At 38.7% G+C, this 22,702-nt stretch carries 19 protein-coding genes; 6 read left to right on the top strand and 13 right to left on the bottom strand.

The window, feature by feature from the left end; all coding sequences use genetic code 11:
• The first annotated feature begins 350 nt into the window (after positions 1–350).
• The gene (locus ADU24_RS10205; protein WP_053366529.1) at positions 351–1,853 is read left to right on the top strand and encodes a reverse transcriptase domain-containing protein; all 1,503 of its coding nucleotides are present in this window, start codon (positions 351–353) and stop codon (positions 1,851–1,853) included.
• 198 nt (positions 1,854–2,051) lie between these two features.
• On the opposite strand, the gene ADU24_RS10200 is transcribed toward ADU24_RS10205, so the two are convergent.
• Positions 2,052–2,258, bottom strand: coding sequence for a hypothetical protein (locus ADU24_RS10200; RefSeq protein ID WP_053366528.1), 207 nt, complete (start codon positions 2,256–2,258; stop codon positions 2,052–2,054).
• 190 nt (positions 2,259–2,448) lie between these two features.
• Here ADU24_RS10200 and ADU24_RS10195 point away from each other — a divergent pair, with 190 nt between their 5' ends.
• Complete coding sequence (locus ADU24_RS10195; protein WP_053366527.1) at positions 2,449–3,078, top strand: metal-dependent hydrolase; 630 nt, start codon at positions 2,449–2,451, stop codon at positions 3,076–3,078.
• Positions 3,079–3,355: 277 nt separating this feature from the next.
• On the opposite strand, the gene ADU24_RS10190 is transcribed toward ADU24_RS10195, so the two are convergent.
• The 12 genes from ADU24_RS10190 to ADU24_RS10135 form a co-directional block, all read right to left on the bottom strand.
• Positions 3,356–4,354, bottom strand: a complete 999-nt coding sequence (locus ADU24_RS10190; protein WP_053366526.1) for a zinc-binding alcohol dehydrogenase family protein — start codon at positions 4,352–4,354, stop codon at positions 3,356–3,358.
• Between the two features lie 192 nt (positions 4,355–4,546).
• Positions 4,547–5,491: an LLM class oxidoreductase gene (locus tag ADU24_RS10185; RefSeq protein WP_053366525.1), complete on the bottom strand. Its 945-nt coding sequence runs from the start codon at positions 5,489–5,491 to the stop codon at positions 4,547–4,549.
• Between the two features lie 396 nt (positions 5,492–5,887).
• On the bottom strand, positions 5,888–6,151 hold the full coding sequence (locus ADU24_RS10180; RefSeq protein ID WP_053366524.1) for an ArsR/SmtB family transcription factor: 264 nt from the start codon (positions 6,149–6,151) through the stop codon (positions 5,888–5,890).
• 216 nt (positions 6,152–6,367) lie between these two features.
• On the bottom strand, positions 6,368–7,855 hold the full coding sequence (locus ADU24_RS10175; protein WP_053366523.1) for a hypothetical protein: 1,488 nt from the start codon (positions 7,853–7,855) through the stop codon (positions 6,368–6,370).
• On the bottom strand, positions 7,827–8,369 hold the full coding sequence (locus tag ADU24_RS10170) for an RNA polymerase sigma factor (RefSeq protein ID WP_053366522.1): 543 nt from the start codon (positions 8,367–8,369) through the stop codon (positions 7,827–7,829). Before ADU24_RS10170 ends, ADU24_RS10175 begins: the two co-directional genes overlap by 29 nt.
• Positions 8,370–8,646: 277 nt before the next feature.
• On the bottom strand, positions 8,647–9,684 hold the full coding sequence (locus ADU24_RS10165; RefSeq protein WP_053366521.1) for a hypothetical protein: 1,038 nt from the start codon (positions 9,682–9,684) through the stop codon (positions 8,647–8,649).
• 965 nt (positions 9,685–10,649) lie between these two features.
• Positions 10,650–11,600 carry a carbamate kinase gene (arcC, locus tag ADU24_RS10160; RefSeq protein WP_053366520.1) on the bottom strand — a complete coding sequence of 317 codons (951 nt, stop codon included), beginning with the start codon at positions 11,598–11,600 and terminating at the stop codon, positions 10,650–10,652.
• Positions 11,601–11,636: 36 nt separating this feature from the next.
• Positions 11,637–12,800 (bottom strand): tetratricopeptide repeat protein, encoded by a 1,164-nt coding sequence (locus tag ADU24_RS10155; RefSeq protein WP_053366519.1) that lies wholly within the window; start codon positions 12,798–12,800, stop codon positions 11,637–11,639.
• Positions 12,801–12,899: 99 nt separating this feature from the next.
• Entirely contained in the window at positions 12,900–14,432 is a 1,533-nt protein-coding gene (locus ADU24_RS23540; RefSeq protein WP_053366518.1) for a hypothetical protein, read from the bottom strand.
• 92 nt (positions 14,433–14,524) lie between these two features.
• Positions 14,525–15,952, bottom strand: a complete 1,428-nt coding sequence (locus tag ADU24_RS10145) for a DUF1116 domain-containing protein (RefSeq protein WP_053366517.1) — start codon at positions 15,950–15,952, stop codon at positions 14,525–14,527.
• 2 nt (positions 15,953–15,954) lie between these two features.
• Complete coding sequence (gene fdrA / locus ADU24_RS10140; protein WP_053366516.1) at positions 15,955–17,502, bottom strand: acyl-CoA synthetase FdrA; 1,548 nt, start codon at positions 17,500–17,502, stop codon at positions 15,955–15,957.
• Positions 17,499–18,383 carry a DUF2877 domain-containing protein gene (locus ADU24_RS10135; protein WP_053368878.1) on the bottom strand — a complete coding sequence of 295 codons (885 nt, stop codon included), beginning with the start codon at positions 18,381–18,383 and terminating at the stop codon, positions 17,499–17,501. Before ADU24_RS10135 ends, fdrA begins: the two co-directional genes overlap by 4 nt.
• Positions 18,384–18,615: 232 nt before the next feature.
• On the opposite strand from ADU24_RS10135, the gene ADU24_RS10130 reads away from it, so the two are divergent.
• The 4 genes from ADU24_RS10130 (at position 18,616) to ADU24_RS23320 (ending at position 22,470) form a co-directional block, all read left to right on the top strand.
• A complete protein-coding gene (locus ADU24_RS10130; RefSeq protein WP_053366515.1) occupies positions 18,616–20,334 on the top strand; it encodes a PucR family transcriptional regulator in 1,719 nt (572 codons plus the stop codon).
• Between the two features lie 680 nt (positions 20,335–21,014).
• Complete coding sequence (locus tag ADU24_RS10125) at positions 21,015–21,572, top strand: GNAT family N-acetyltransferase (RefSeq protein WP_053366514.1); 558 nt, start codon at positions 21,015–21,017, stop codon at positions 21,570–21,572.
• Positions 21,573–21,614: 42 nt separating this feature from the next.
• Positions 21,615–21,956 carry a hypothetical protein gene (locus ADU24_RS10120; RefSeq protein WP_053366513.1) on the top strand — a complete coding sequence of 114 codons (342 nt, stop codon included), beginning with the start codon at positions 21,615–21,617 and terminating at the stop codon, positions 21,954–21,956.
• Between the two features lie 367 nt (positions 21,957–22,323).
• Entirely contained in the window at positions 22,324–22,470 is a 147-nt protein-coding gene (locus ADU24_RS23320; RefSeq protein WP_197277497.1) for a hypothetical protein, read from the top strand.
• Positions 22,471–22,702: the final 232 nt, after the last annotated feature.

Raw genomic sequence — 22,702 nt, 5'->3', positions numbered from 1 at the left:
CCAAATCTTGATCTAAAGCTTAAATTAATAATTCTTCCATTTTAATATAAATTATTGGATATTAAAAATTATGTTTTTTCTCTTTAATTGGAATTTGTCTTATGAATAAAAAGAGGAAAAAGAAGTTTTTAATAAATATTCATTTCACAAACACATTTACTTTATTTTTCAAAAATGGTACATTTTAGATAGTCATAAGGTGACGAGCGGAGGCTATATTTTTGGTTTGCACCAAAATTGGAGAGTAATATTTACTCAGAATAATACTCGACGTGAGACCTACTTTTAATTATAGTTTCCGCGACTTTGCCTTGCCTATATCGGCAGGGCATTTATTTTAGGGGGTAGCTATGCTATTAAAAGAAATTCAAGATTGCATTAATGAGATTGCAGTAAGAAAAATCAACGAGCATCAGAATTATCAGAACAATCTTCATTTACAACATGAGAGAGAAAAAAGAAGAATTAAAAATCCAAGCAAAAAAATTATAAAAATACCCGAAGAATGGGGAGTAGATAAGAAGCATAATCCCTTCTACGTAAAAAAGAATCAAAAACAAATAGCAAACTCTATTTTTCAAAAAATAATTAAAGGGGAATATAAGCCATATTGCCCTTATTTAAAAGAAGTTCCTAAAAAAAATAGTAACAAAACGAGGCCAATAAATATTTTTCAAATTCCTGATGAAGCTGTTTCTAATTATTTCTATAAAAGATTATTAAACAAAAATAAACATCGGTTTAGCTCATTTTCATATGCATATAGAAATGACAGAAATGTACACTATGCTATACAAGACATTGCCATTGATATCAAAAAAAGCCCAAGAATGTTTATAGCTGAATTTGATTTTCGTGATTTTTTTGGGTCCATAAATCATAATTATTTAATTAACCAATTAAATGAAAATGGATTTTTAGTGAGTGAATTTGAGAAACAGATTATTAAATCTTTTTTAAGCCATTTTACCAAAGGGATTCCACAAGGTACCTCTTTGTCATTATTTTTAGCAAATCTAGTATGTTGGAAATTAGATAAGCGATTAGAAAAAGAAGGATTAAGATTTGCAAGATATGCTGATGATACTATAATTTGGTCTGAAGACTATGCGAAAATTTGTAAAGCCTTTGAAATAGTCCATAGTTTTTCGGTTGAAGCTGGTGTGGAGATAAATATTAGTAAATCTGAAGGAATAAGTCTTTTAACAAAGAAAGGGATGCCTACAGAATTAAAGGCTAAGGAAAATATTGAATTTTTAGGTTACCAAATTTCTGGTAGTAGTATAAGTATTAAACCATTAGCTGTAAGCAGGATAAAAGCTAATATAAGCTATATTTTATATAAAAATTTGATACAGCCCCTTTCGGGAAATACTTTACAATCTGTAGAAATACCTAGTAATGGAGAAGACAAAGATTTTGTCACTGCGATTATGCAAGTGAGGAGGTATTTATATGGGGATTTAAGTGAACATCTGTTAAAAAATTATCTTAATGGTTCATATAAACGCCTAACTTTTAAGGGGGTTATGAGTTTTTATCCACTAATTGACGATGAAGAACAACTTAAGCAACTTGATAGGTGGTTATTATCAACAATATTAAATAGCATAAAAAAAAGGGATAAACTTCTTAAAAAACATGGTCACTTTCGGTCAAAGCAGTTCCCTTTTAACCTGAATAATTCTACCGTTTTAAGAGAATGTAAAAATAAGAGAATAAATGAAAAAAAAGGAGTAATAGAAATACCAAGTTTTATGAGAATTTATACAGCTATTAAAGAAGCTATTGTAGTAAAAGGAATAGAAAAAGTTATGCACCCAAGTTCAAATTATTATGACTATTATGCGTGAAAGCAATTTCACTTGGTTTAGCTTTTAGTAATAAATTTTTGTCCTTAACATTAGTTAGTTTTTGATTTACAACTCCAAGATTGAGATAATCGCTCCATAAAGCTTAGCAAAATAATACCTGCGTATTCTTACTTCAAATATTAATGCCCCATTTTTTCTGTTGCTAAAATGGGGCTCCTCAAACAATATTTAAAATACTTAGATATACTCTTCTTCACTTTCATGATGTATTCTCCGTTTAACTTCCTCGACATCTGTATCACTATACATCGCAGTGCCGCTTCCCCCTGTTTTTGCTAGTAGTTCTTTTACTTCGTTATAGGATAAACCTGACTCTGCGTTTAGTCTTTTTACTTCCTCGATATCAGTTCCGACTGTTGTGAAATTCTTTTTGTTTTGTTCCATAATGCCACCTCCGATATAGATGGGATTATGTTCCTTCAACTTCACTGTTTTTATCCAAAAAAATGATTGGGGCAAAGCATAAAAAAGTTTTTTGTAATTAATTTTAGAATCAAACTCTACAGAACAAACGTTTTGGTGTACAATAGAATTTGTCGCTTTTTTCACATGAATTTTTAAAGGAGATATGACTATGAATGGCACATCGCACGCAGCAATTGGATCAGCAACAGGGTTTGTTGTCGCCAATTCATTTGCAGCCTCTCCGTCCGCAACACTTTTGCTTGTTGGATTAGGAGGTATTTCAGGCTTGATTCCTGATCTTGATATTGACGGGACGCTTCGCGGCAAAATTACCCTGTCGCCTAAGGTGATTAGATTAGCCGCCCAGTTAATTGGAATACTCATGATTTTGTACAGTTTTATTGAGAAATCATCTAATGAAAAGTGGTGGCTCGGACTCGGAATTGGAGTGATGATTAATGTGGTGGCATCGTTGATCAAGCAAAAACATATGCTCACGATTACCGGGGTTGCCGTTATTGCGGGAGGTTTGTCTTTGGACGAACTATGGTTAATCCTGCTGGGAGTCTACATAATTGTCGCGTCATTTTCTTCGCATCGCAGTTATACCCATTCTCTCTTGGGGGTTGTTTTCTTCGGGTTTATTGCTTCAAAGCTTGAGGCCTCCCTCGCAATCCCAGGTGTGTTCTATGCTTGTTTAGGAGGATATATCAGCCACCTTATAGCAGATTTAAAAATCCTGCCGATGAACAAACGGGGAATTAAGCTTTTCTTGCCAATTTCATCAAAGGAACTCTAATTCAAATAGGAAGCAGTCCAATTCAGTTGTGAAGTGGACTGCTTCTTTGGTAGAAATGCTTGGCTAATAACGCCTTTCCAAAATTAACATGTTAAGGCCGCTCCCACGGCTCCTCCGATGTTTGCATCCAAATGCACCAGGCACTGAAGCTGCCGTCGAATTGCAAAGTAAACTTTCTTCATTTCCAAGGGTTTTTGACAACTATGTATTCATCGCGATACCAACAAAGCTGCCACCAAGGATAGGGTAACGTGTTGGTAATTACACTTGCATATCTTCACTCAAATTTTTCTATCACAAGTTTACCAATCATAGTGCCGCTTTCAAGCTTTTCATGTGCTTGCTGGATAGTCTGGGCATTAATCGGCTCGTAGGTTTCCGTTAACGTGGTTCTTAGTTGGCCGCCGTCTAACATATCCGCGATTCGGTTTAGCAGTTGATGCTGTCTAACCATATCTTTTGTCTGGAAACTTGATCTGGTGAACATAAATTCCCATACAAAGGTTGCGCTCTTTGCTTGTAAATCGTCAAGAGGGAGTGAACCCTTCATTTCAACAATTGCACAGATTTTACCCTGAGGCGCAATGCATTCGACCATGTTTCCCCAATGCTCTTCAGTACTGCTTAAATTAAAAATATAGTCAACGTCCTTCAATCCTTGTTCTTCGAGTTGTGGTTTTAATGGGTGACGGTGATTTAGAATCATGTCTGCCCCTAGCTCCCTACACCAACGCTCCGTTTTTTCTCTTGAAGCAGTTGCGATGACGTTAAGGCCCGCTAATTTTGCAAGTTGAATGGCAATCGATCCAACTCCGCCTGCACCACCGATAATTAAAATCGAACGCTCTGAATTTCCTAGATCCCCCATGTCGATCATGAGTCGCTCAAAAAGCCCTTCCCAAGCAGTAAGGCCCGTCAATGGCATAGCCGCTGCTTCCGCAAAACTCAACTTTTTGGGCTTATGGCCAACAATGCGTTCGTCTACAAGGTGATACTGGCTATTCGTTCCTGGACGTGTAATATCACCGGCATAATAAACTTCATCACCCGGCTTAAACAGTTTACACTCCTCGCCGGTTTCAACAACAATACCACTCGCATCATATCCAAAAACTTTTGGTCCATCAGCGGGGTCTGTTGAAGCCCGGACTTTTGTGTCTACCGGATTCATAGAAACCGCCTTAATTTCTACAAGCAAATCCCTGCCTTCAGGTACCGGCTTCTCAATAGTTAAATCTTGAAAATGTTCTTTCTGATGTAATCCAACAGCTTTCATCTTCCATCCTCCTATTAAAATATATGGTTCTATCAAATAAGAAACAGACAAGTAATCTGTTTCAAATGAACCTCGAATCCATTTTTAAAAACCTTTCCGAATTTAAGTTTTTTATCTATCCTTTAAAAAGCAACAATCACCTCCATAAAGAACGTAAAATTCTTGGACGAACTTTTTTAGAGGTCACAACTGTTACAGTGCCGGAAAATACGGGACGACTTCTTCCGCTAATTCTTGTATGACCTCTTCCACAGGTCGACGACTAAATTTGACATTAATCGTCACATGGTTCACTCCGGCTTCTTGTAATGCATTCAGAAATTCAATTAAGAATTTATGGCCACTCCTAAATCCTAAGTGAATAGGTGTTGGACCCTCATCCGGATTGTCAGATAAATCAACGTAAAGCGATTGGGCAAATGGTTTAAATCGATCAGTTAATGATCGAAATTCTCTAATGAGATTCTGTTGCTGCGCTGGGTTACGTGGATAACTAAGCCATCCATCGCTATTTTCCGCAATCCATTCCAGCGATTGTCTCGAGAAACCTGTTACCAATGTAGGGATATCGCCTAGAACCGGTTTGGGGAGAATATCTGTTGATCCTGTCAGGTTTACTCTGTCTGTTTGAATCGTAGGAAATGATTTTGCCCAAGCTTCCTTTATTACATAGAAAGCTTCCTGAAAAAATTCGGACCTTTTTTCCCGATTCACATCAAAAGCGCTGAATTCAATCGGGCGATCCCCAGTTGCAAGGCCAAACAAAAGCCGTTCACCTGAAATTTTGTCAAATGAAGCCGCTGATTTAGCAAGGTTTAACGGATGTTGAAAGGATGTAATCGCGCTTGCTGTTCCTAAAGCGATTTCCTTTGTATGCGCCGCGATATAACTGAGGAATACCCACGGATCATACATTTGCCCTGCATCCCCGAAGGAAGGGTCATTTAGTGGAACATCCCGCACAAATAGAGCAGCAAAATTCCCCTCCTCGGCAAGTCTAGACAGTTTTATTTGCTCATCCAAGTCCATTATCGGAACATTTCCCTGATAGGCTTCAAGGGGAAAAGCCAAACCCAAAGTAAGTTTATTTTCTTGAAATGTCCTCGAATATCCATTATGTTTTTCAAATTTATTCATGAAATTATAGCCTTTCCTTTCAATAATCGAAACTTATTTAAAGATGCTTTTCTTTACCCTACATCTCTAAGCTGCCGGCCACTTCGGCTAATCATATCTTGTGTTCCCTCACCGAGGAAGTAATCACTTTTATTAAAGCAACCGCTTGGCCTTTACTACCTCTCATTCAATGCTTTTTCTAGTCAGCTACTTGTTTCTATATTTCTATAAATGCCGAAATAGAGAATAAAAATCGTCACATGGACGACTTATAACATGGGAGTTCCCCTTGTGAGCAACTTGGACATTAAGAAACCATTTTTTAAAACTTACCTATAAAATACTGCTTCAGGCGTTATTACGTTTATGTATTTCAGTAAATCCTGAAATAGAGAAAATAAGTATTCCGCTTTATTTTCAAAGTAAAGCGGGGGCGTACTTCTCGAGGACTGTACGTTTCAAACTATAGTAACGGAAAGTCCCTGCTTGGCGAACGGAAAGCAATCCACAATCAAGTAGTGGTTTTAAATGATATGTCAGTGTAGAGTTGGCGGCGATATGTAATTGATCGGCAATTTCTTGACAAGACAACTCTGGATGTTTCGCAAGAATTTCTACTATTTGTAGCCGTGTTGTTTCACCGAGCGCTTTGTAAAGCTTGACTTTGAAATCCTCAGTCACTGTACACTACTTCCTCTCAAATGCTATTCTCAATTTCAGTATTTAAAGAGATAGAGTATCTTAACGTGAGTATGAAATCAAGAGAAAGGAATTCCGTTCTTGCCACTCTCATCAAAGGAACTCTAATTCAAAAAAGAAGCAGTCCATTTCAGTTGTGAAGTGGACTGCTTCCTTTGTAGAAATGCTTGGCTAAGAACCGTTTCCAACATTAACACGTTACGGCCGCTCCCACGGCTCCTCCGATGTTTGCATCCAAATGCACCAGGCAGTGAAGCTTCCGTCGAATTGCAAATACACTGTCTGCACTTCCGGGAATTTTTGAAAAATCGCTCCATTTAATGCTTTTCCGATTTCGATTGCCTGTTGGCTGGATGGGCCACCGGCATTGAATTCCTTGAAATCGATCACGACTATTCCGGAGTCATCGATGGCAACGCCGTTTACGCTGTTTTCATCGCCGTATTGCGAGAAGATTGTGTCGGTGGTGAAAAGCTTTTTAATCTCCTGCTCGAGTTCCGGGAATGGCCTGCCGAAGGTTTTGTAATCGAACCCCTTTCTCTCCTCTTCAGCTTGTGCCTGGATGAAACTTTCGTATTTTTCCCCAAGGGTTAATTCATAAATGSCGATATGCTGCTTCTCAAGGGAGAGGAAATAGATCCGGTTTTTATCGACTTTGACCTTCGACACGATTGCTTGTGGCTCTTCAATCATGTTCTCAGTGGGCAGCCGGATTCCTCCAATGATCTCTCCTTGTTTGTTATAGGCRAAAACATGGGTTTCAGAAAGGGATTTATAGACCGCTGGCTGTTCAGTTTTTGTAAAGATGATTTGGCCTTCCCGAACCGATTCCACCGCGCTTATGCCTTTCCCTTCTAAATATGGAATAGTCAGCTGCGTCTGATTCCCATCCTCATTTATTGTTAGCATTACCTCTTTCCGGTTCGTGGTAGTGAGCTGATAGGGTAGTTCGTTTCCTTCCACCATTTCTCCGGTTTCAATGTTGTAGAAGCGTTCCTGGCTCTGGGTAGCCAAAACCCCGATATTTTTAACAAAAATGAGCTCACCCGGATGGAACAGGTCCGCCTTTATTTCATGGGTTTTAACGAGCTTGCCATCCTCCGTATATTGATACACAACGAACGGATCCCAGGTGTTCAAGATGTAAATTTGTTTATCTGGTGTTACAAGGATATCTTTTAGGGTGCCTTCCATTTGGTTGTTTCCCTTTATAGGAAACGAGCTTGTCTTGCCGTTTTTCCCGGCAATGAGGACTTGCCTCTTCGCTTCATCCAGTAAATAATATGTCCCGTCTTCTACATCAAAGCTGGTTACTGTGACGGGCAATGTTTCGTTTTCGCCCATAAACTTTAAGCCAGCCTTGCCTTCGCCGTCCCCGTACTCAATTGTCCGCAGTAGAGTTAAGGTGGATTCCTCATTGATGGCAAACGGTTTCTCCGTTTCCCCCGCAAGCTCTAAATCAAGTGCATCTTTATTGGAAAGAACGACTATTGTGAAAAGCAAAGCGGCGACACAAACTGCTGCAAGCGGCATTAGGTTGAATCGCTTCTTGTTAGTGGATTGGGCTTCCCGGATTTTTTGCTGCAATTCATTGACAAATTGCTGCCGTGGTTCCCGTGAAGGATGATTTTTTATTGGGCTCAGCAATTGTTTTACTTCACGAGTCAATTCGTCGTTTGTATTCATCCGTAACCACCTTCCTCTCCCTGTCCTGCATTTCTTTTTTCAAAATCTTGACGGCCCGATGGAAATCGACACGCACCTTCAATTCTGTGATTTGCAGTATTTCCGCGGTTTCACTTACCGTTAGTTCCTGGATTCCCCGTAATATCATGATCGCCCGGTAATGTGGCTTCATTTTTAATAAGGCATGGTGAACCTCTTCCCACTCTTCCTTGCGAAGGATATGGTCGTCCAATGATTTTTCGCCCGAGATGATTTTTTCAAAGAAATCAGGCAGAAGCTCCTTCATTTTTCTTTTTCGTAAATGGTCAATGGCTGTGTTCCTCGCGATTGCCAATAGCCAGTATTTCCCCCGGTCCGGATTCGTCAGCGTCCGTACATTCTTAATCGCTTTAATGAACGTTTCCTGCGTTATATCCTCAGCGTCCTGGACGGAATGCGTAAAATACAAACAAAACTGGTATATATCCCGATGGTAGTCCCTAAACAAGGTTTCAATATCCAATTGCGTCCCCACCAACTCCCCCCTTTATAGAACAAGTCGAATCAAATCGTTATTTGTTTCAATTATAGAGAAATATTGTCAAAAGAAATACCGTTAGTCCACAGGGAACAAAGTATTGGCCGGATGGCGACCACAAAAAAATGCCGCGTAATGATACGGGCATTTTTAGATGGCAACTTGGACTGTCAGATGCAAGTGAGTTTCTCTGCATGGGTTCACTGGTTATAAGTTGATATATCCTCATTTTAAAGCTTGCACTGCAATTATGTTTTTCAACATGATTTTACTATCATCTAACCGGAGGGACTTTTTCATAAATTCTCATTGTTGAAGGGGAAGAAATGAGTTGAGGCAATAAATCCGATCCAAGTTTTATAGTTTCATTTTTTATAATTACTCCGACATCTTTAGGGTCTTTTAAGGTATGAACATACGAAGTATTCACGTCAAAGAAGGAATGTTCCTTTGAGTTAAAATACACTTCTGCATAGCTGTATCCGAAATCCAAATAGGAACGATTATTTGTATGATGATAGTCATTCCCAATATTGATTGGTATTGAGTAACCAAAGCTAGATGATTGGTGAGCCTGATTTATCCAATCCATAAAAGAGCCTTGGTACTTTTTATTTTTATATTCTACACGTTCATATTTGCCAAAAATAGAATCATAGTCAATAACTGCTTTATCACTGCTTAAGGTAAGTCCTAGGTAATCCTTAAAACGCTCATCAGGTTCCACTAACCACTGAAAAGAACTAATAACTGCATAGGTGTTGCTGTCCAATAATTTAGCAACAGAGGTTGTAAGATATAACCATGGTGTTCCGTTGTTTTTTTGATTAATAGTAGAGTTAACACAAATAAGTTCTTTTGGACTGCAATTTTCATCAATAAAACCATTTTTAGCGTAAAAGTTATTTTCTTTTTGAAATTCTTCTTTTGTTCCCGAGTATAAAGCCCAGTTTCCATCTTCTTTCTCAATTATCTTGTAATATTGGGTTATTGTTTCGACGGGTTCAACTTTTTTTTGAGAAAAGAATTCATATTCTTTTTCAGTAAGATGTTGGATTATTGTTTTATTAAGTCCAAGTTCAATGAATTGTAAAAGTTCCCTATTTTTAAGGTTTTTATTCTTGCTATAAGGATTCAAAACCTCAATCTCAATAGGCTTATCCAAATTATTCTTTATTGTTTTAATTTCCGTGGATGTAAAACCCAATTTGAGATCAGATTCTTCTTTTTGAATCACATGCGTTAAGGAATTCTTATCACAACTTACTAATAAGAGAAAAACCATTATCAAGGAAAATCTAATCTTAAACATATTGTCTTCCCTTTCTTAAGGAAATGACTTAGAACGAAAAAATATTACTTCTAAGTCTTTTGTAATTATTTTAACCAAGGAATTGCTGCCCTAGGAGCTGCCTGGTATTTTGTTGTATTAGAGAAAGAAATTCCACCTGATAATGGATAGTTTAGTGAATAAGATGTTGACCAAGCAGTAGTCATATGAGTGTAGTTAGCATACGCTTCGTGATAAGACCCTTAAACTATCCATATTTTTACAATAACAGTACCATCGATAGGTCAACAATAGGTATATATTCCCAAAACGAAAAAATTAGCTGCTTGTTTGTTGGGAAATATATACGACTTTATCTGTATTTGACCGTTTATTAATATTAACATGACATATAAAAATCCTTTTTTCGGTGGATAGATTAGAAACTCCTAACTTTAAAAAGTTCTTTACTAAGTACGAGTATAAATTTGAACAAATCAGCTGTTTTAAATAGTAATTTACTGATTAAGATTTTTTAGATTATGCCTAAAGTTGCTTTGAAGCTTTACCTTTTGCCGTGAGAGCCAATTAGCGTTTTTTCGTCGGAATTTCTGAGGTTAGTCGAAGGCTATTAATTAACCCTGGGTATACTCTTTCATCATTTTCAAAAACCTTTAGTTAGAGTACAAAAGAAGGTTCTTTAAAGAGCCCTTGTTATTCCTAAAATTGTTGACCATAAGTAGTCAATCTTTTTTCCAGATTTGAGATGCGCAACATTGGGAAACTAATTTAGAAAATAGATTCCTTTCAATAAATCCAAACTTTGAAAATCCTGCAATGAACAAACATGGGATTAAACTTTTCATTCTACTCTCATCGAAGGAACTTTAATGCTTCTAAATAATATGAATCCACCCTACTAGAGGAGGAAAATAAAAAAGTCGTAGTTGTGAAATAGAACAACTACGACTTTTTTTTATAATAAGCCACGGACAAACATCCACCTATCACTTAATGATATGAGTACCGGCTTTCTCATTAATCGCATCTTTTAAGCTTTCAGGATTTGTAATAATGACTCTAACCCCATCTTTCTCTAAGAACCTTAAACTTGCTTCTATTTTTGGCAGCATGCTTCCTGCCGGGAAGTGGCCGTCCGCAACATATTGTTTTGTTTCTTCCACAGTTATCTTTTCAAGTGCGAATTGATTTGGTTTGCCAAAATTAATACATACCCTGGAAACTCCAGTAGTAATAATTAAAGTTTCTGCATGGATTTGTTCAGCTAATAGACTGGTTGCAAGATCTTTATCAATGACTGCGTCGATTCCTTGATACGTGCCTTGATCTGTTTTAATGACCGGGATTCCGCCGCCACCGACAGCAATTACGACAAAGCCAGCTTGAATCAAGGTTTTGATGGCTTCTTTTTCAACAATATCCATCGGCTTTGGTGAAGGCACAACACGCCTGTAGCCACGGCCGGAATCTTCTACGAATAGCCAATCCGGATGATTCTTTTTCATTTCTTCAGTTGGCGCTAGGGTAAAGAATGAACCAACAGGCTTCGTTGGATTTTTAAAATTGGGGTCTTCCTTGCTCACTTCAACTTGGGTAACAATTGTGGCAACATTCTTCTTAATACCTCTTTGGGCAAATTCATTTGTTAAAGCTTGTTGGATTTGATAGCCAATCCCCCCTTGGGTATCAGCGCCACAGTTCACTAACGGAACTTCAGGCATGCCAGCAACCTCATTGGCAATTTCAGACCTTCTTAGCCCAAAACCTACTTGTGGCCCGTTCCCGTGTGTAACGACAACATTATAGCCTTGCTCCACCAAATCGGCGATATTGGCTGCCGTTTCAACTACGGCTTCATATTGATCATGAACGGAATCACGGCCATTTTCCTTTACTAATGAGTTGCCCCCGATAGCAACAATAGCTACTTTCCCCACTTTTGAACCTCCTAGTTAATCCGTTGTTTCCAGGCTTTATTTCCCCAGTAACTCCAGCGATTTTTGCTTATGAGTATGATATAAAGGATTGGTTGGGTCATTTTTTATTGCATTCTCAATGGCCTCGACCGCTTCTTCATGCCTTCCTAAAGATCTCAAGCTATTAGCTTTATGGAATGAGAAATCATAACGGTTTGGCTGCAATTCCAATAATTGATTCATTGCCCGTACAGCCTCCTCATGTCTTCCAAGCTCTCTTAAATAGTTTGATTTATGATATAAATAGAATGTTTCATTCGGATCTAAAGCAACCGCTTTATCGTATTCTGCCAAAGCTTCCTCGGGCTTTTTCATTAAACGCAGGCAATTGGCTGTGTAAAAATAGAAATCCAGGTCATTCGAATCGATGGCCAATGCCTTTTGATACTGTTCCAGCGCTTCTTCATATCTCTTTAATTCCTGGAGGAAATGGCCTTTATAGTAAAGTAAATCAAGGTTTTCCGGATCACTTTCAAGAGCTTGATTGATTAACCCGATGGCTTCCTCATATTGATCAGCATGTGCCAACGTTTTTGCCTGCTTGATTGTTTCATTGTCTTCAACAAATTCTTTTTTTAAAATTTGCACGACCTTCTCTTGCTTTAGTTCAATTGCATGCTGTAGCGAAGACTTCCCGTCCCGGTCTGGCAAGTTAACATCCGCTCCTGCTTCTACTAGCAATCCAATTAGGTCGGAATACAAGCGTCCGCCATTTCCTAAAATAACCGCTTCCAGTAACGCAGACCATCCTAAATCATTGGCGTGGTTGACCGGAATTCCGGCGTCTAAACATCGTTGAACTGTTTTTAGGTATCCTTTTTCACTCGAAGGCAGTAAAGCTGTCCCCCCGAACCTATTCACACTCTTAAGATCAGCTCCGTAGTCCAACATCAGGGTTAAAATTTCGTGAAAACCGTTTGCACCAGAACAAATAAATGGTGTCAATAGAGTAATGTCTCTCGTGTTCACATCACTTCCAGCATCTAACAGCACCTTAGCGATCTCGATTTGATTTTTTTGTGTCGCTGCCATTAGTGCCGTACGGCCGTCAGCATCTTTATATTCGACGCTAGCACCATCTTTTAAAAGCTGATTGACTGCCCCTACATTACCCTGTTCACTGGCAAGAATAAGTTCTTGGTTCAAGGATTGTTGTTCCATCTACTTTCTCTCCTTTTTTCTTAATTTGAACTAAAGAAAGTCACTAAAAATCCCTTCGCCCTCGACGATGCGTGGACGAAGGGATTTTTTCGAGATAATTTAAGCAGCTTCCTCTACCTTAGGTTTGTTGCGTTCAGCAATATGTTTGTAGACGAACAAAGCCGCTATCATTAGGTAGGCATATACAAACGGCATTAACGGTTCGGCTGCAAATTGCACGGTCGGCGAGTGTATGATGCCAAAAAGAGATAGTATAGCAGCAATAACAGCTGTAATAGCTCCACCAATTGCATTATTGCGAATTGAGAATATTGTCAAACATCCCCACATTAAACTACTAATTGGCGCTCCGCTACCTAAATGAACTAAACCGTTATAATATACCCCTTTGGCAGACAATACATCGATACCAATATCTTTTGCCGCCGTTCCCGCAGCGGATAAGACGTTATTGGCAAGTGATAAAGCCCAGTTGGCAATCCAAGGGAACATTGCAATAAAGATAACCGGCACTTCAGGTCTAGGTGTCTCACGAACCACTTGGTTAGCTGTAACAACCCCTACGTAAACCAGAATCGGTACAATTGCTGTAACAGGAATGACTGCCAATAATAAGCCGCCAATTCCTAATAAAGAAATAATTAACATTGAAACCCCTGTTGCGAGCGTATAACCAAGCCCTGCCCCCATTGCTTTCCATCCTGCATGTCCAATATAAACAGTCACAGGATACGGGTTACCCAACAAAGCACCAAGTGAAGAGGCAAATCCATTCGCTAACATAACTCGGCGGGTTTTATATGAGTCTCCGGCGGCATCCGCACTCTCAATGTTTTCTAAGTCAAAAATATAATTTGCAAGTCCTAGAGGCACAGCAGAAGCTAAATATGGAAGTGAATGCTGAATACCATCTAACATCGTACCAATTTGGACAGTAGGAGGATTAAAACCTAAGTTAGCAAGAGCAGCTGAGATTGCTGCTGGGTCTTGTAGGCCAAAAATCCAGGCTAGTGCTGTACCTGCAAATAATAGTAGGAAACCAGTTGGGATTTTTGCGAATATTGGTGATTTCCCAAACCAGTTTAAGAAGATGATAATTAAAACGATAAATGCTACTAATGGTTTTTCAAAGGATTGTAACATTGGGTTCATTGCAAGTAATAATAAACCTAGACCAGATAAACATGATAATAAAACTGTTTTAGGAATAACTTTACGAAGTAAATCTCCTAAAAATGCACCTGCAATCAGGATCGCTGCTTCAAACAGACACCAGACTAACGCGATTCCATAAGCAAAATAAGCATCACCAGTTGTTTTATACACAGGTAGAATAACTAAAAACGTAACCGTGAAAATGGACGGGGCACTAGGTCCGGACGGCAATGCCGTTACATCCAATCTTCCTGTTTCTTTTGCAAGCATCCGTCCAAACAAAAAGTAACAGCAACTTGCGACAAAAATAGCCAATCCGAAACTTGGAACAATCTTTCCATATACCAATTCTTTTGGAAAGCCAACAACAAATATCAATAAAGAGATCATTGTCAAAAGATTAGTCAAGTTGTTGGCAAGGAGACCGAAATAAGCTGCCCAGTCACCTTTCATCCATAATTTTAATTTGTGCTCCATGTTCATCACACCCTTTATTTTTTGGGGATTCCATTTTAAAACACTCTAGGGAAGTCCAGTATCGTTCAACTTCCCTATATGTTTTTTAAAACCTAATGAATGTTTTCGCTTAAAGCAAGCAATGCTTTTTCAAACGCTTCAACTGGCGGATACGTAATACCGGCACCGATCATGCCAATTCCTGGTTCCTTGTGTGCAATGGCCGTATTGATAACCGGCTTAATGCCTGTTTGAAGAACCTTTCGAACATCGATTCCAGTTGGAAGACCCATGAAGTTCAATAACGGAATTGTTACATTTGGATTTTCTGTGGTTGTTATTTCTTTCATTTGTGTTGAAAAGCCGATTGCTTCATCAACCGTTCCACCTACAAGCGAAACGATTGCGGGAGCGGTGGCCATTGCAAATCCGCCAAAACCATATGTTTCTGTAATCGCACTGTCGCCGATATCCAATCCGGAATCCTCCGGTTTGTAACCTGCAAACATAGGTCCAACAACCTTTTGTGCCGGGCCAGTAAACCAGGTACTGCCAGCCATTCCACTCACGCGAATGCCGAATTCTACGCCATTACGTGCCATTGTCGTCACAACTGTACTATTTGGAATTCCATGTGCAGCATCAAGGGCACATTTGGCCATAGCCATCCAGGTTGGACCCGAGAAGTAATCGCTGCTTGCTACGAATTCAAATACTTCACGCTTTTGCTCCGTTGTAAAATCCGTTTGTATGATGTAAGGAGTCATTGCCTGGATTAACAGAGTTGTTCCGGCAACATTCCGGTTATGGCACTCATCTCCCATGTGAAGAGCTTGTGCAAGCATGAGGCGTAGATCAATTCCTGTTGGATGTAGTTCCATCGCTGCTTTCAGAATTGGGCCAAATACATCCCTCATCCAGACCAAACGATTGATGACGCTCTCGTCATTGGCACCCATTCGTAAAATCTTTGATAACTGCTCACTTAAGTTTGTATAGGCGATGTTTCCATACGTTTTATTTTCAACGATATGCATGTACATGGAGGCTGAAGTAACCCCAGCCATGGAACCAACGCAGTTATGCTCATGGCATGGAGCGAATGTAATTTCTCCTGATGCCGCGACTTTGAAAGCATCCTCGATATCTTTGGCCAATCCTTCGAAAACCAGCGCTCCTGTTACTGCACCTTTCATTGGGCCACTCATATCTTCAAATGCAATTGGCGGGCCCGCATGAAGAATAGTCGTTTTTGTCATGCCTGGAACACAATTAATCGCCTGGTCAAACCCAATTAATACTGGCTGGGATTTTACAATTCTCTCAACTGCAAGTCGATTGGCTTCCTCAATTTTTTCCGTAACAGACGGATTTTCAAGCTTATCCAATGCTGCAATGATTTCCGGTTTCCCTCCGCCAGGCGGTTGCCATTCCAGATGGGTTGCATTTGCTTTTTGTTTTAAAATATCGTCTTTGAAAAATTCGATTCCAACGTTAATTACATTAAGGTCAGATTGAAAAAGTTCATTAATTTTACTCACGATTATTCTCCTTTCACTACGAATTCTCGAGCTAATAATCCGGCGTTTTGGCTACTCGATGCATGAGTTGCCCCTGAAGCTATTAATTTATCAATTTGTTCCTGATAGTTTTGTTGGTCCAATTCGGTTCCAAGAATGTAACCGAGAATTTCCAAGTGCCTTCCTTCTTGTTCTGCTTGTTGTTTTGCTTCGATAATGTGTGGAACCATCACGCCAACTGGATCTTCATTTGCACCAAAACCTAAAACAAAATCCATCACGATTACGCCAACAGACGGATCCTTCGCTTCCTGCTTAAATCGTTCTATCCTGGTAGATGGATCAATCATCGGATGTGGCTTTCCCTTTGTAAATTCATCATCACCAAAGTCAATGAAGGTATGCTCCTGGCTGACAGTTAGATCCTTTAAGAGATAATCCGGGTTCTTTTGAATGTTGCTATAGACGTTATCAAACTTTTCCATTGCAGCGTACATGGCTTCGTCACATAACGTTCCACCGCAGAATAATCCGCGAATGTATTTTTGTTCAGGTGTTAACTTAGCGCGAACTTCATTAATCAATGGAATGTTCAATGCTTTTTTATTAATCTTGCTTTCATCGGCTCCTGTTAATAAAACAGCCTTTAGCGCCGCCTCTTTGGACATTTTTGCAAAATGGCCGCCCGCTTGTGTGACCTTTTCTTCGTTCCCGCCAATAAACCACACAACCACCGGCTTCGAGCATTGTTTGATTTGTTCACAAATTTTGTCTTCGACGCTTGGTGCAGGCGGCTTTGATACTAAAACGATGGCCTTGGTTGCTTCGTCGGCTTCCAAAGCCCGAATACCATCAAGCATCATCAATCCGCCAACTTCCTCGCTTAAGTCACGGCCTCCAGTGCCGATTAATTGGGAGATTCCTCCGCCAAACTCATGAATGCGTACACTCACTTCCTGGCTGCCTGTTCCAGATGCGCCAACAATACCAATGCTTCCCTTTCTTACCGTATTGGCAAATGCCAACCCAACATTGTTGATTATTGCCGTTCCACAGTCCGGCCCCATCATCAGAAGTCCTTTATCATGTGCAAGCTTCTTTAGCTCGATTTCTTCTTCAATGCTTACGTTGTCGCTGAAAAGCATAACGTGAAGGCCATTGTCGAGTGCCTTTTTCGCTTCCCTGGCTGCATAAGCCCCATTAACTGAAATGAGAGCAAAATTCGCCTCTGGAATATTCATTGCAGCTGATGAAATCGTTGAATATTTTACTTCTCCTTTTCCGCTTGTTGATGGTTCTTTTTTCGTAAGTAAATCATCAATTTCCACGAAAGCGCTTTCGCATAGTTCATCCGTTTCTGCCTTTACGACAATCATCAGGTCACTTGTTTTTGCTTCCTCAACCTCCGGCGTCATTAATCCAACGTTACGGATTACTTCTTTATTCATTTCCGTTCCCATTGCGATGATTGCTTGGTCAATGCCTTCAACTTGATTAGCCTTCGTTGATAAGGACATTAATGAAACGGAATCAAAATATGTGTTTGGTTTGATTAATACTTTTATAGTCATGCTTGGCCTCCTATTTTTCTATTGGCTTCTAAACCGTAGTAAATACCTAATGCGATATCTGTTCCGGAAGTAGAGCCGATGGATAAAACTTTATTTAAAGAGAGAATTAACTCCTCATCTCCACCAGTGAAAATAGACTTTACTAAATGGTTGATTGATTCTCGGACATGGCCTTGTGATGCTTTTTTAAGAGCCATAAAGCTGATATCATTTGTTAGGGATTTGGCGTCCCGTACCACTTGACCGGCTAGTTCTCGATTTTCAAAAATCGGACTATTGGGAATATTCATGGCGGTAAATAGCCCTACCAGAAAGTCATCCCCCGACGGTGTTAAACCGGGTCCCAGACCTATTAATCGAATCGCGCTCGCCGTTGCCTTGGAGAATTCTTTTTTCAATATCGCTTCGTAAAGGATGAATATCCTTTCCTCTAGCATTTTGGATAATTCCGCTTCAAAAGGGCTTTGTGGCTGAACTCTTTTTTGGACTCCCCCACCCTTGCCATGAAGGTCAATATACTTTTTCATTTTCGACATATTTTGAAATAATTTCTCGAGGTTGGCAGGGAAATCAGGTAATGAACTTTCCCACAAGCTTGCCTGTTCAATCGAGACAACGAGTTGATTGCCAATCGTTAACCTTTCATTTTCAGCATTTACAGGGGCATTGATGGCTAAATAGATATCATTCAATCGTTCCTCTTCAATCACAAGCGTATTGGGTCCATTGTCTATTTGGCTGCATGCAATTGTATAAAGTTCTTCATTTTCAAGGCATTTAATATTTACCGTCCGATGAAAAGTGCTATGTACAAACCCGCTAAACTTTGAAGCTTGAATTAGCTTGATAAACCCAAGATCACCAGATCGTGCATTTCTCATTCGTGTCACTTTCTTAAATAAATCTCCCTCCAATATTTAAAGTTTTCCTTGTTAATCTTGCACATTTCATAAGAAATCTTCTAAATAAATTGTTGAACGATTTGCCTTACAACTGCTATTTTAGATGGGATGCATTAAGATAGCATTGTGTAACAAATCCAAAAAGCTTGGATTTTATTTAGGCAACATGCACAATGATATGTGAGCAAGTTTTGAATAGGAAGTGAGAAAATTGTTAACCGTTAAAGAATTGTTTGAGATTGAGGCAATCGATGGAATAAAAATTGTTGCGGGGGATAAGGGAATTAATAATGAAATTTCAATTGTGAATATCATTGAAAACCCTGAGTCATTTGACTGGCTCTCTCCAAATGAATTACTTTTATCGACAGGGTATATTTTTAAAGATAATAAAGATTTACAGAATCAAATTATTAAAGAATTATCAGAAGTGAATTGTGCGGGATTAATTGTTAAAATGAAACGTTACTTCCAAAAGCTCCCGCAGAATATGATTGATGAGGCGAATAGGCTTGGATTCCCTCTTATTGAATTACCATTTGAATATACTCTCTCAAGGGTTATTTCAATTATTAATGAAAAAGCTTCCGGAAGATATGATTTGTTGAATCGAAAAACCCTGGATATGCATAATCTGTTTTTTAGAATTACTCTTGAAGGTGGAGGAATTGAAAGAATTTCTTCATTATTAGCAGAAACGATAGGGAATCCAATTGTTTTAGTCGATCGGGATTGGAAGCTGTTACATTTCACGGAACACCGGGATAACAAGGTTCCGTTAGCTTATTGCCTTGATTTAGTGAAGAATCGGAAGGTCTTCAACAATTCTTTCCTTGAGGGGATTCCGGACAATATCAGCAAGATGAAAAGATCAATAAAACGTATTTATCACCTGGAAGGCATGGAAATTAAGTGCCGAATTCTTCCTGTCGCGGTAGCCAATCATCTTTACGGCTATATTGTCGTTTGGGAAACGATTCGTGAACTCACTGAATTTGATTATATTATTTTGGAGCAGGTGTCCACCATCATGGCACTTGATAGAATTAAGGCAAGGGAAATTGAAGAAGTAAAGTTGAAAATCAGGCAGGACTTCTTTGATGATTTATTAACCGGAAAAATAACTTCAAGTGAATCGATACAGACATTAAGCGAATTACATGGATTAAATTTTCATTATAAGTATTTTTGTATGGTAGTGAATATTGAATCGCTAGAGCCTAATGATGGCAAGGATTTCATCACGAGAAAAGTGAATTTGGAAAACAAAGCGCGGAAATGTGTGGAGATTGTGTATGAGCATTCTAACTTGGTTTTTGGGGAGATTACTTGTTTCCACAGAAATAATCGGATCATCATTTTAATAGGCCAGCACGAAAACAGGCCGCCTATTTCCGTGCATGAAACGAAAAAATACGGACAGGACCTTTTCGAAATCCTTACTAAGCATGTGCCGCAAACAACGTTCTTGGTTGGGATCGGCAGTCAATACGATACTATTCATTCACTTCACAAAAGTTTTTCAGAAGCGAATGAATCAATCAGGCTTATGAAAAAGCTTGATAATAAAGGCGGCATCTCCCATTTTGAGGATCACTCAGTCTATTATTTCTTGGATTCCAACATCAAGGATTTGGAATTAAAAGGGTTTTTCCTTAAAAGCCTTGGCACGCTTTATGAACATGACCGTACACATGATACAACCTACATTGTCACATTAGAAAACTTTTTCAACAATAATCTCAACTTAAGCGAAACGGCTAAAGCGATGTATGTGCACCGAAATACCATGATATACCGGATTGAAAAGATTAAAGAGATATTAGGTAGTGATTTAAAAAACCCGGATGAACTTCTGCAACTCCAATTAGCATTAAAAATCTTTAGAATGCTAAGCAAAAATATACAAATTGATGATTTGCATCAATAACCTCCGCCAAATTGGATGTTTATCCGCCCAATTAATTGGTTGAAGTAAAAGTTGGATGCCTCCCTCGGACTCCAAGGGGTTATCTATACTTGTTTGGGTGGCCTATATAAGCCTATAAGATTTAATAATCCTGCAAAAGAACAAACGGGAATTCAGTTTATCTTCCCTCTTTCATCGAAGGAAATATAGTTGTCAAAAACCATGAATTCGCTCTCTAGAGGAGGAAAATAAAAAGTCGCAGTTGTGAAATAAAACAACTACGACTTTTTTATGATGAGCCAGGAGCAAACAAACCTTCTCTCACGATAAAGCGCCTTACCTATTCCGTATACTGACACTTTCGGCAACTAATTATCAATAGTCAACCGGGAATTTGCTATATAGATAGAAATAAACTTTTAGCAGTGGCTTTGTCGCCCAGCTGAAAGCGTCTGCCTGTAGCGGAAATCAACACATTCGTTAAACCACTTTTGTGGATGAAGAACCTTCATAAAAGTGAAATTGAGTTATGCATACAGTGAAGTTAGCGGCGGGTGGTATAATAAGGAAAACCTTGCCCGCAATAGGGCTAGAATAAAATCAGGGATACGGTCCTAGCGATACAGCAAGAATTATTCTTTGACTAGGTACTGGAAGGTTTAATAAAGTCAATTTTCCAACTTAATATGGAGGTATTGTCCATGGGCTTTGATATAGAACTATTAAACTTTAGAAAGCTGAATAGTAAAGACTTGGATATCATGCATAAATGGTTAAATAATGGCTTCGCTGCCAAGTGGTATGGCAAAAAGCAAATGACCATTGAAGATGTCAAAGAAAAGTATTTGCCTTACATAAACAATGAAAAGCCTACACAGAGTTATATCTTTTCATACGAAAATAAACCTATTGGCTATATACAAACTTATAAAATAAACGACTACCCTGATTATGAAAAACAGGTAGCAATAGATGAAAATGCATCAGGTCTGGATCTATTTATTGGCGAAGATGAGTTCATACATAAAGGATTAGGCAAATACATCATTCGCAAATTCTTAAAAGAGATTGTATTTTCTTTAAGTGGTGCAGTTAGTTGTATATTAGGGCCTGAACCAGATAATGTAATCGCGATAAAAACATATGAAAAAGTTGGATTCAAATATGTAAAGACAATAAGGACTGATGATGGAGAGGAATACATCATGAGAATTGGGAAAGATGAATTCATAAATAATAGAAAAATAAAAAGAAACTAATATAAAGTATGTTCGTCACATATGGAAAGGAGATAGATTGTATTGAAAAAATTAGTGCTTATTCCAATGATAATTGTTTTACTTTCAACTATGGTGGGTTGCAATTTAATTAAACCCAAAGGAAAATTACCAATTGAAATGATCGCATTCAATAGTCTTACTGAGGAAGAACAAGACTTAATTCCTGTAAGCCCGAAAGATTCAATCGTAGAGAAAATAACAGTTAGTGATGAAAACAAATCTTACATTGATAAGGCGTATGACAAAACCCAAGTTTATTCTGTTACTTTTAATCATACTGAGACGGATTCTTTGGGAAAACTTACGGTTTTTGTTGATTTGGACAAAGAAACAGTTGTAGGGAAAGGCTTTACGAGGAGATAATCAATATTGAATAGAGGAACAATACAATTGGGTAACCTTCCCTAAAGATATACCCAATTTATAACAGGCCCTTTTAAAAGAAAAACCCCATTCCGGATCAGCATCTAATCCGAAAGGGGGTTTCCTCATAGATTTATTCCTTACTACCTTAATGTATTTTATTTTTTACTTTCTCGACATCAGTATCGCTAAACTTCACTGTGCCATTCCAGCTAGCTTTTTCCAGTCCTTTACCTCGTTAAAAGAAAATCCTGATTCGGCGTTCAGCCGTTTCAACTCCCCTATTTTAAGAAGAAGACCAGGGACATACAATGTACGATTTTGCGAATACTAATGGGTAACCGAATTTAGAGGAGGTATTGCATCAATGAAGCAGAATCAACAGCAAAACAGAAACAATGTTATAAAATCTTCTGGCACCAACCCCGGGAAAGTGAAACAGGATATACAGCAAGATGTAAACGCGGGCCAAGGATCAATGACATCCCGTGAAGCAGGAGCAATGAGGGATTAAGAATTTTTGACTTGTAAAGACCGACATGTAATTTTGTCGGTCAATTTTATTTTGTTATTTGTTAACCTGTTTCTATTAATATGTACTAAAAAGCACTCGTCTTTACTAAAGACGAGTGCCCGGTATTTTCTTTGACTCAACCACCCAAATTCCTCTTATTCTCATAAGGAATATTGTGGGGCAAAATTCCACTTAAAACGGACGGAAAAAATCCTTAAGAATACAATAAGAA

It is taken from the genome of Bacillus sp. FJAT-27245, assembly GCF_001273955.1.
Lineage (GTDB): Bacteria > Bacillota > Bacilli > Bacillales > Cytobacillaceae > Bacillus_D.
The sequence above is the reverse complement of the archived record's forward strand: the minus strand, read 5'-3'. Positions and strand labels throughout refer to the sequence as shown.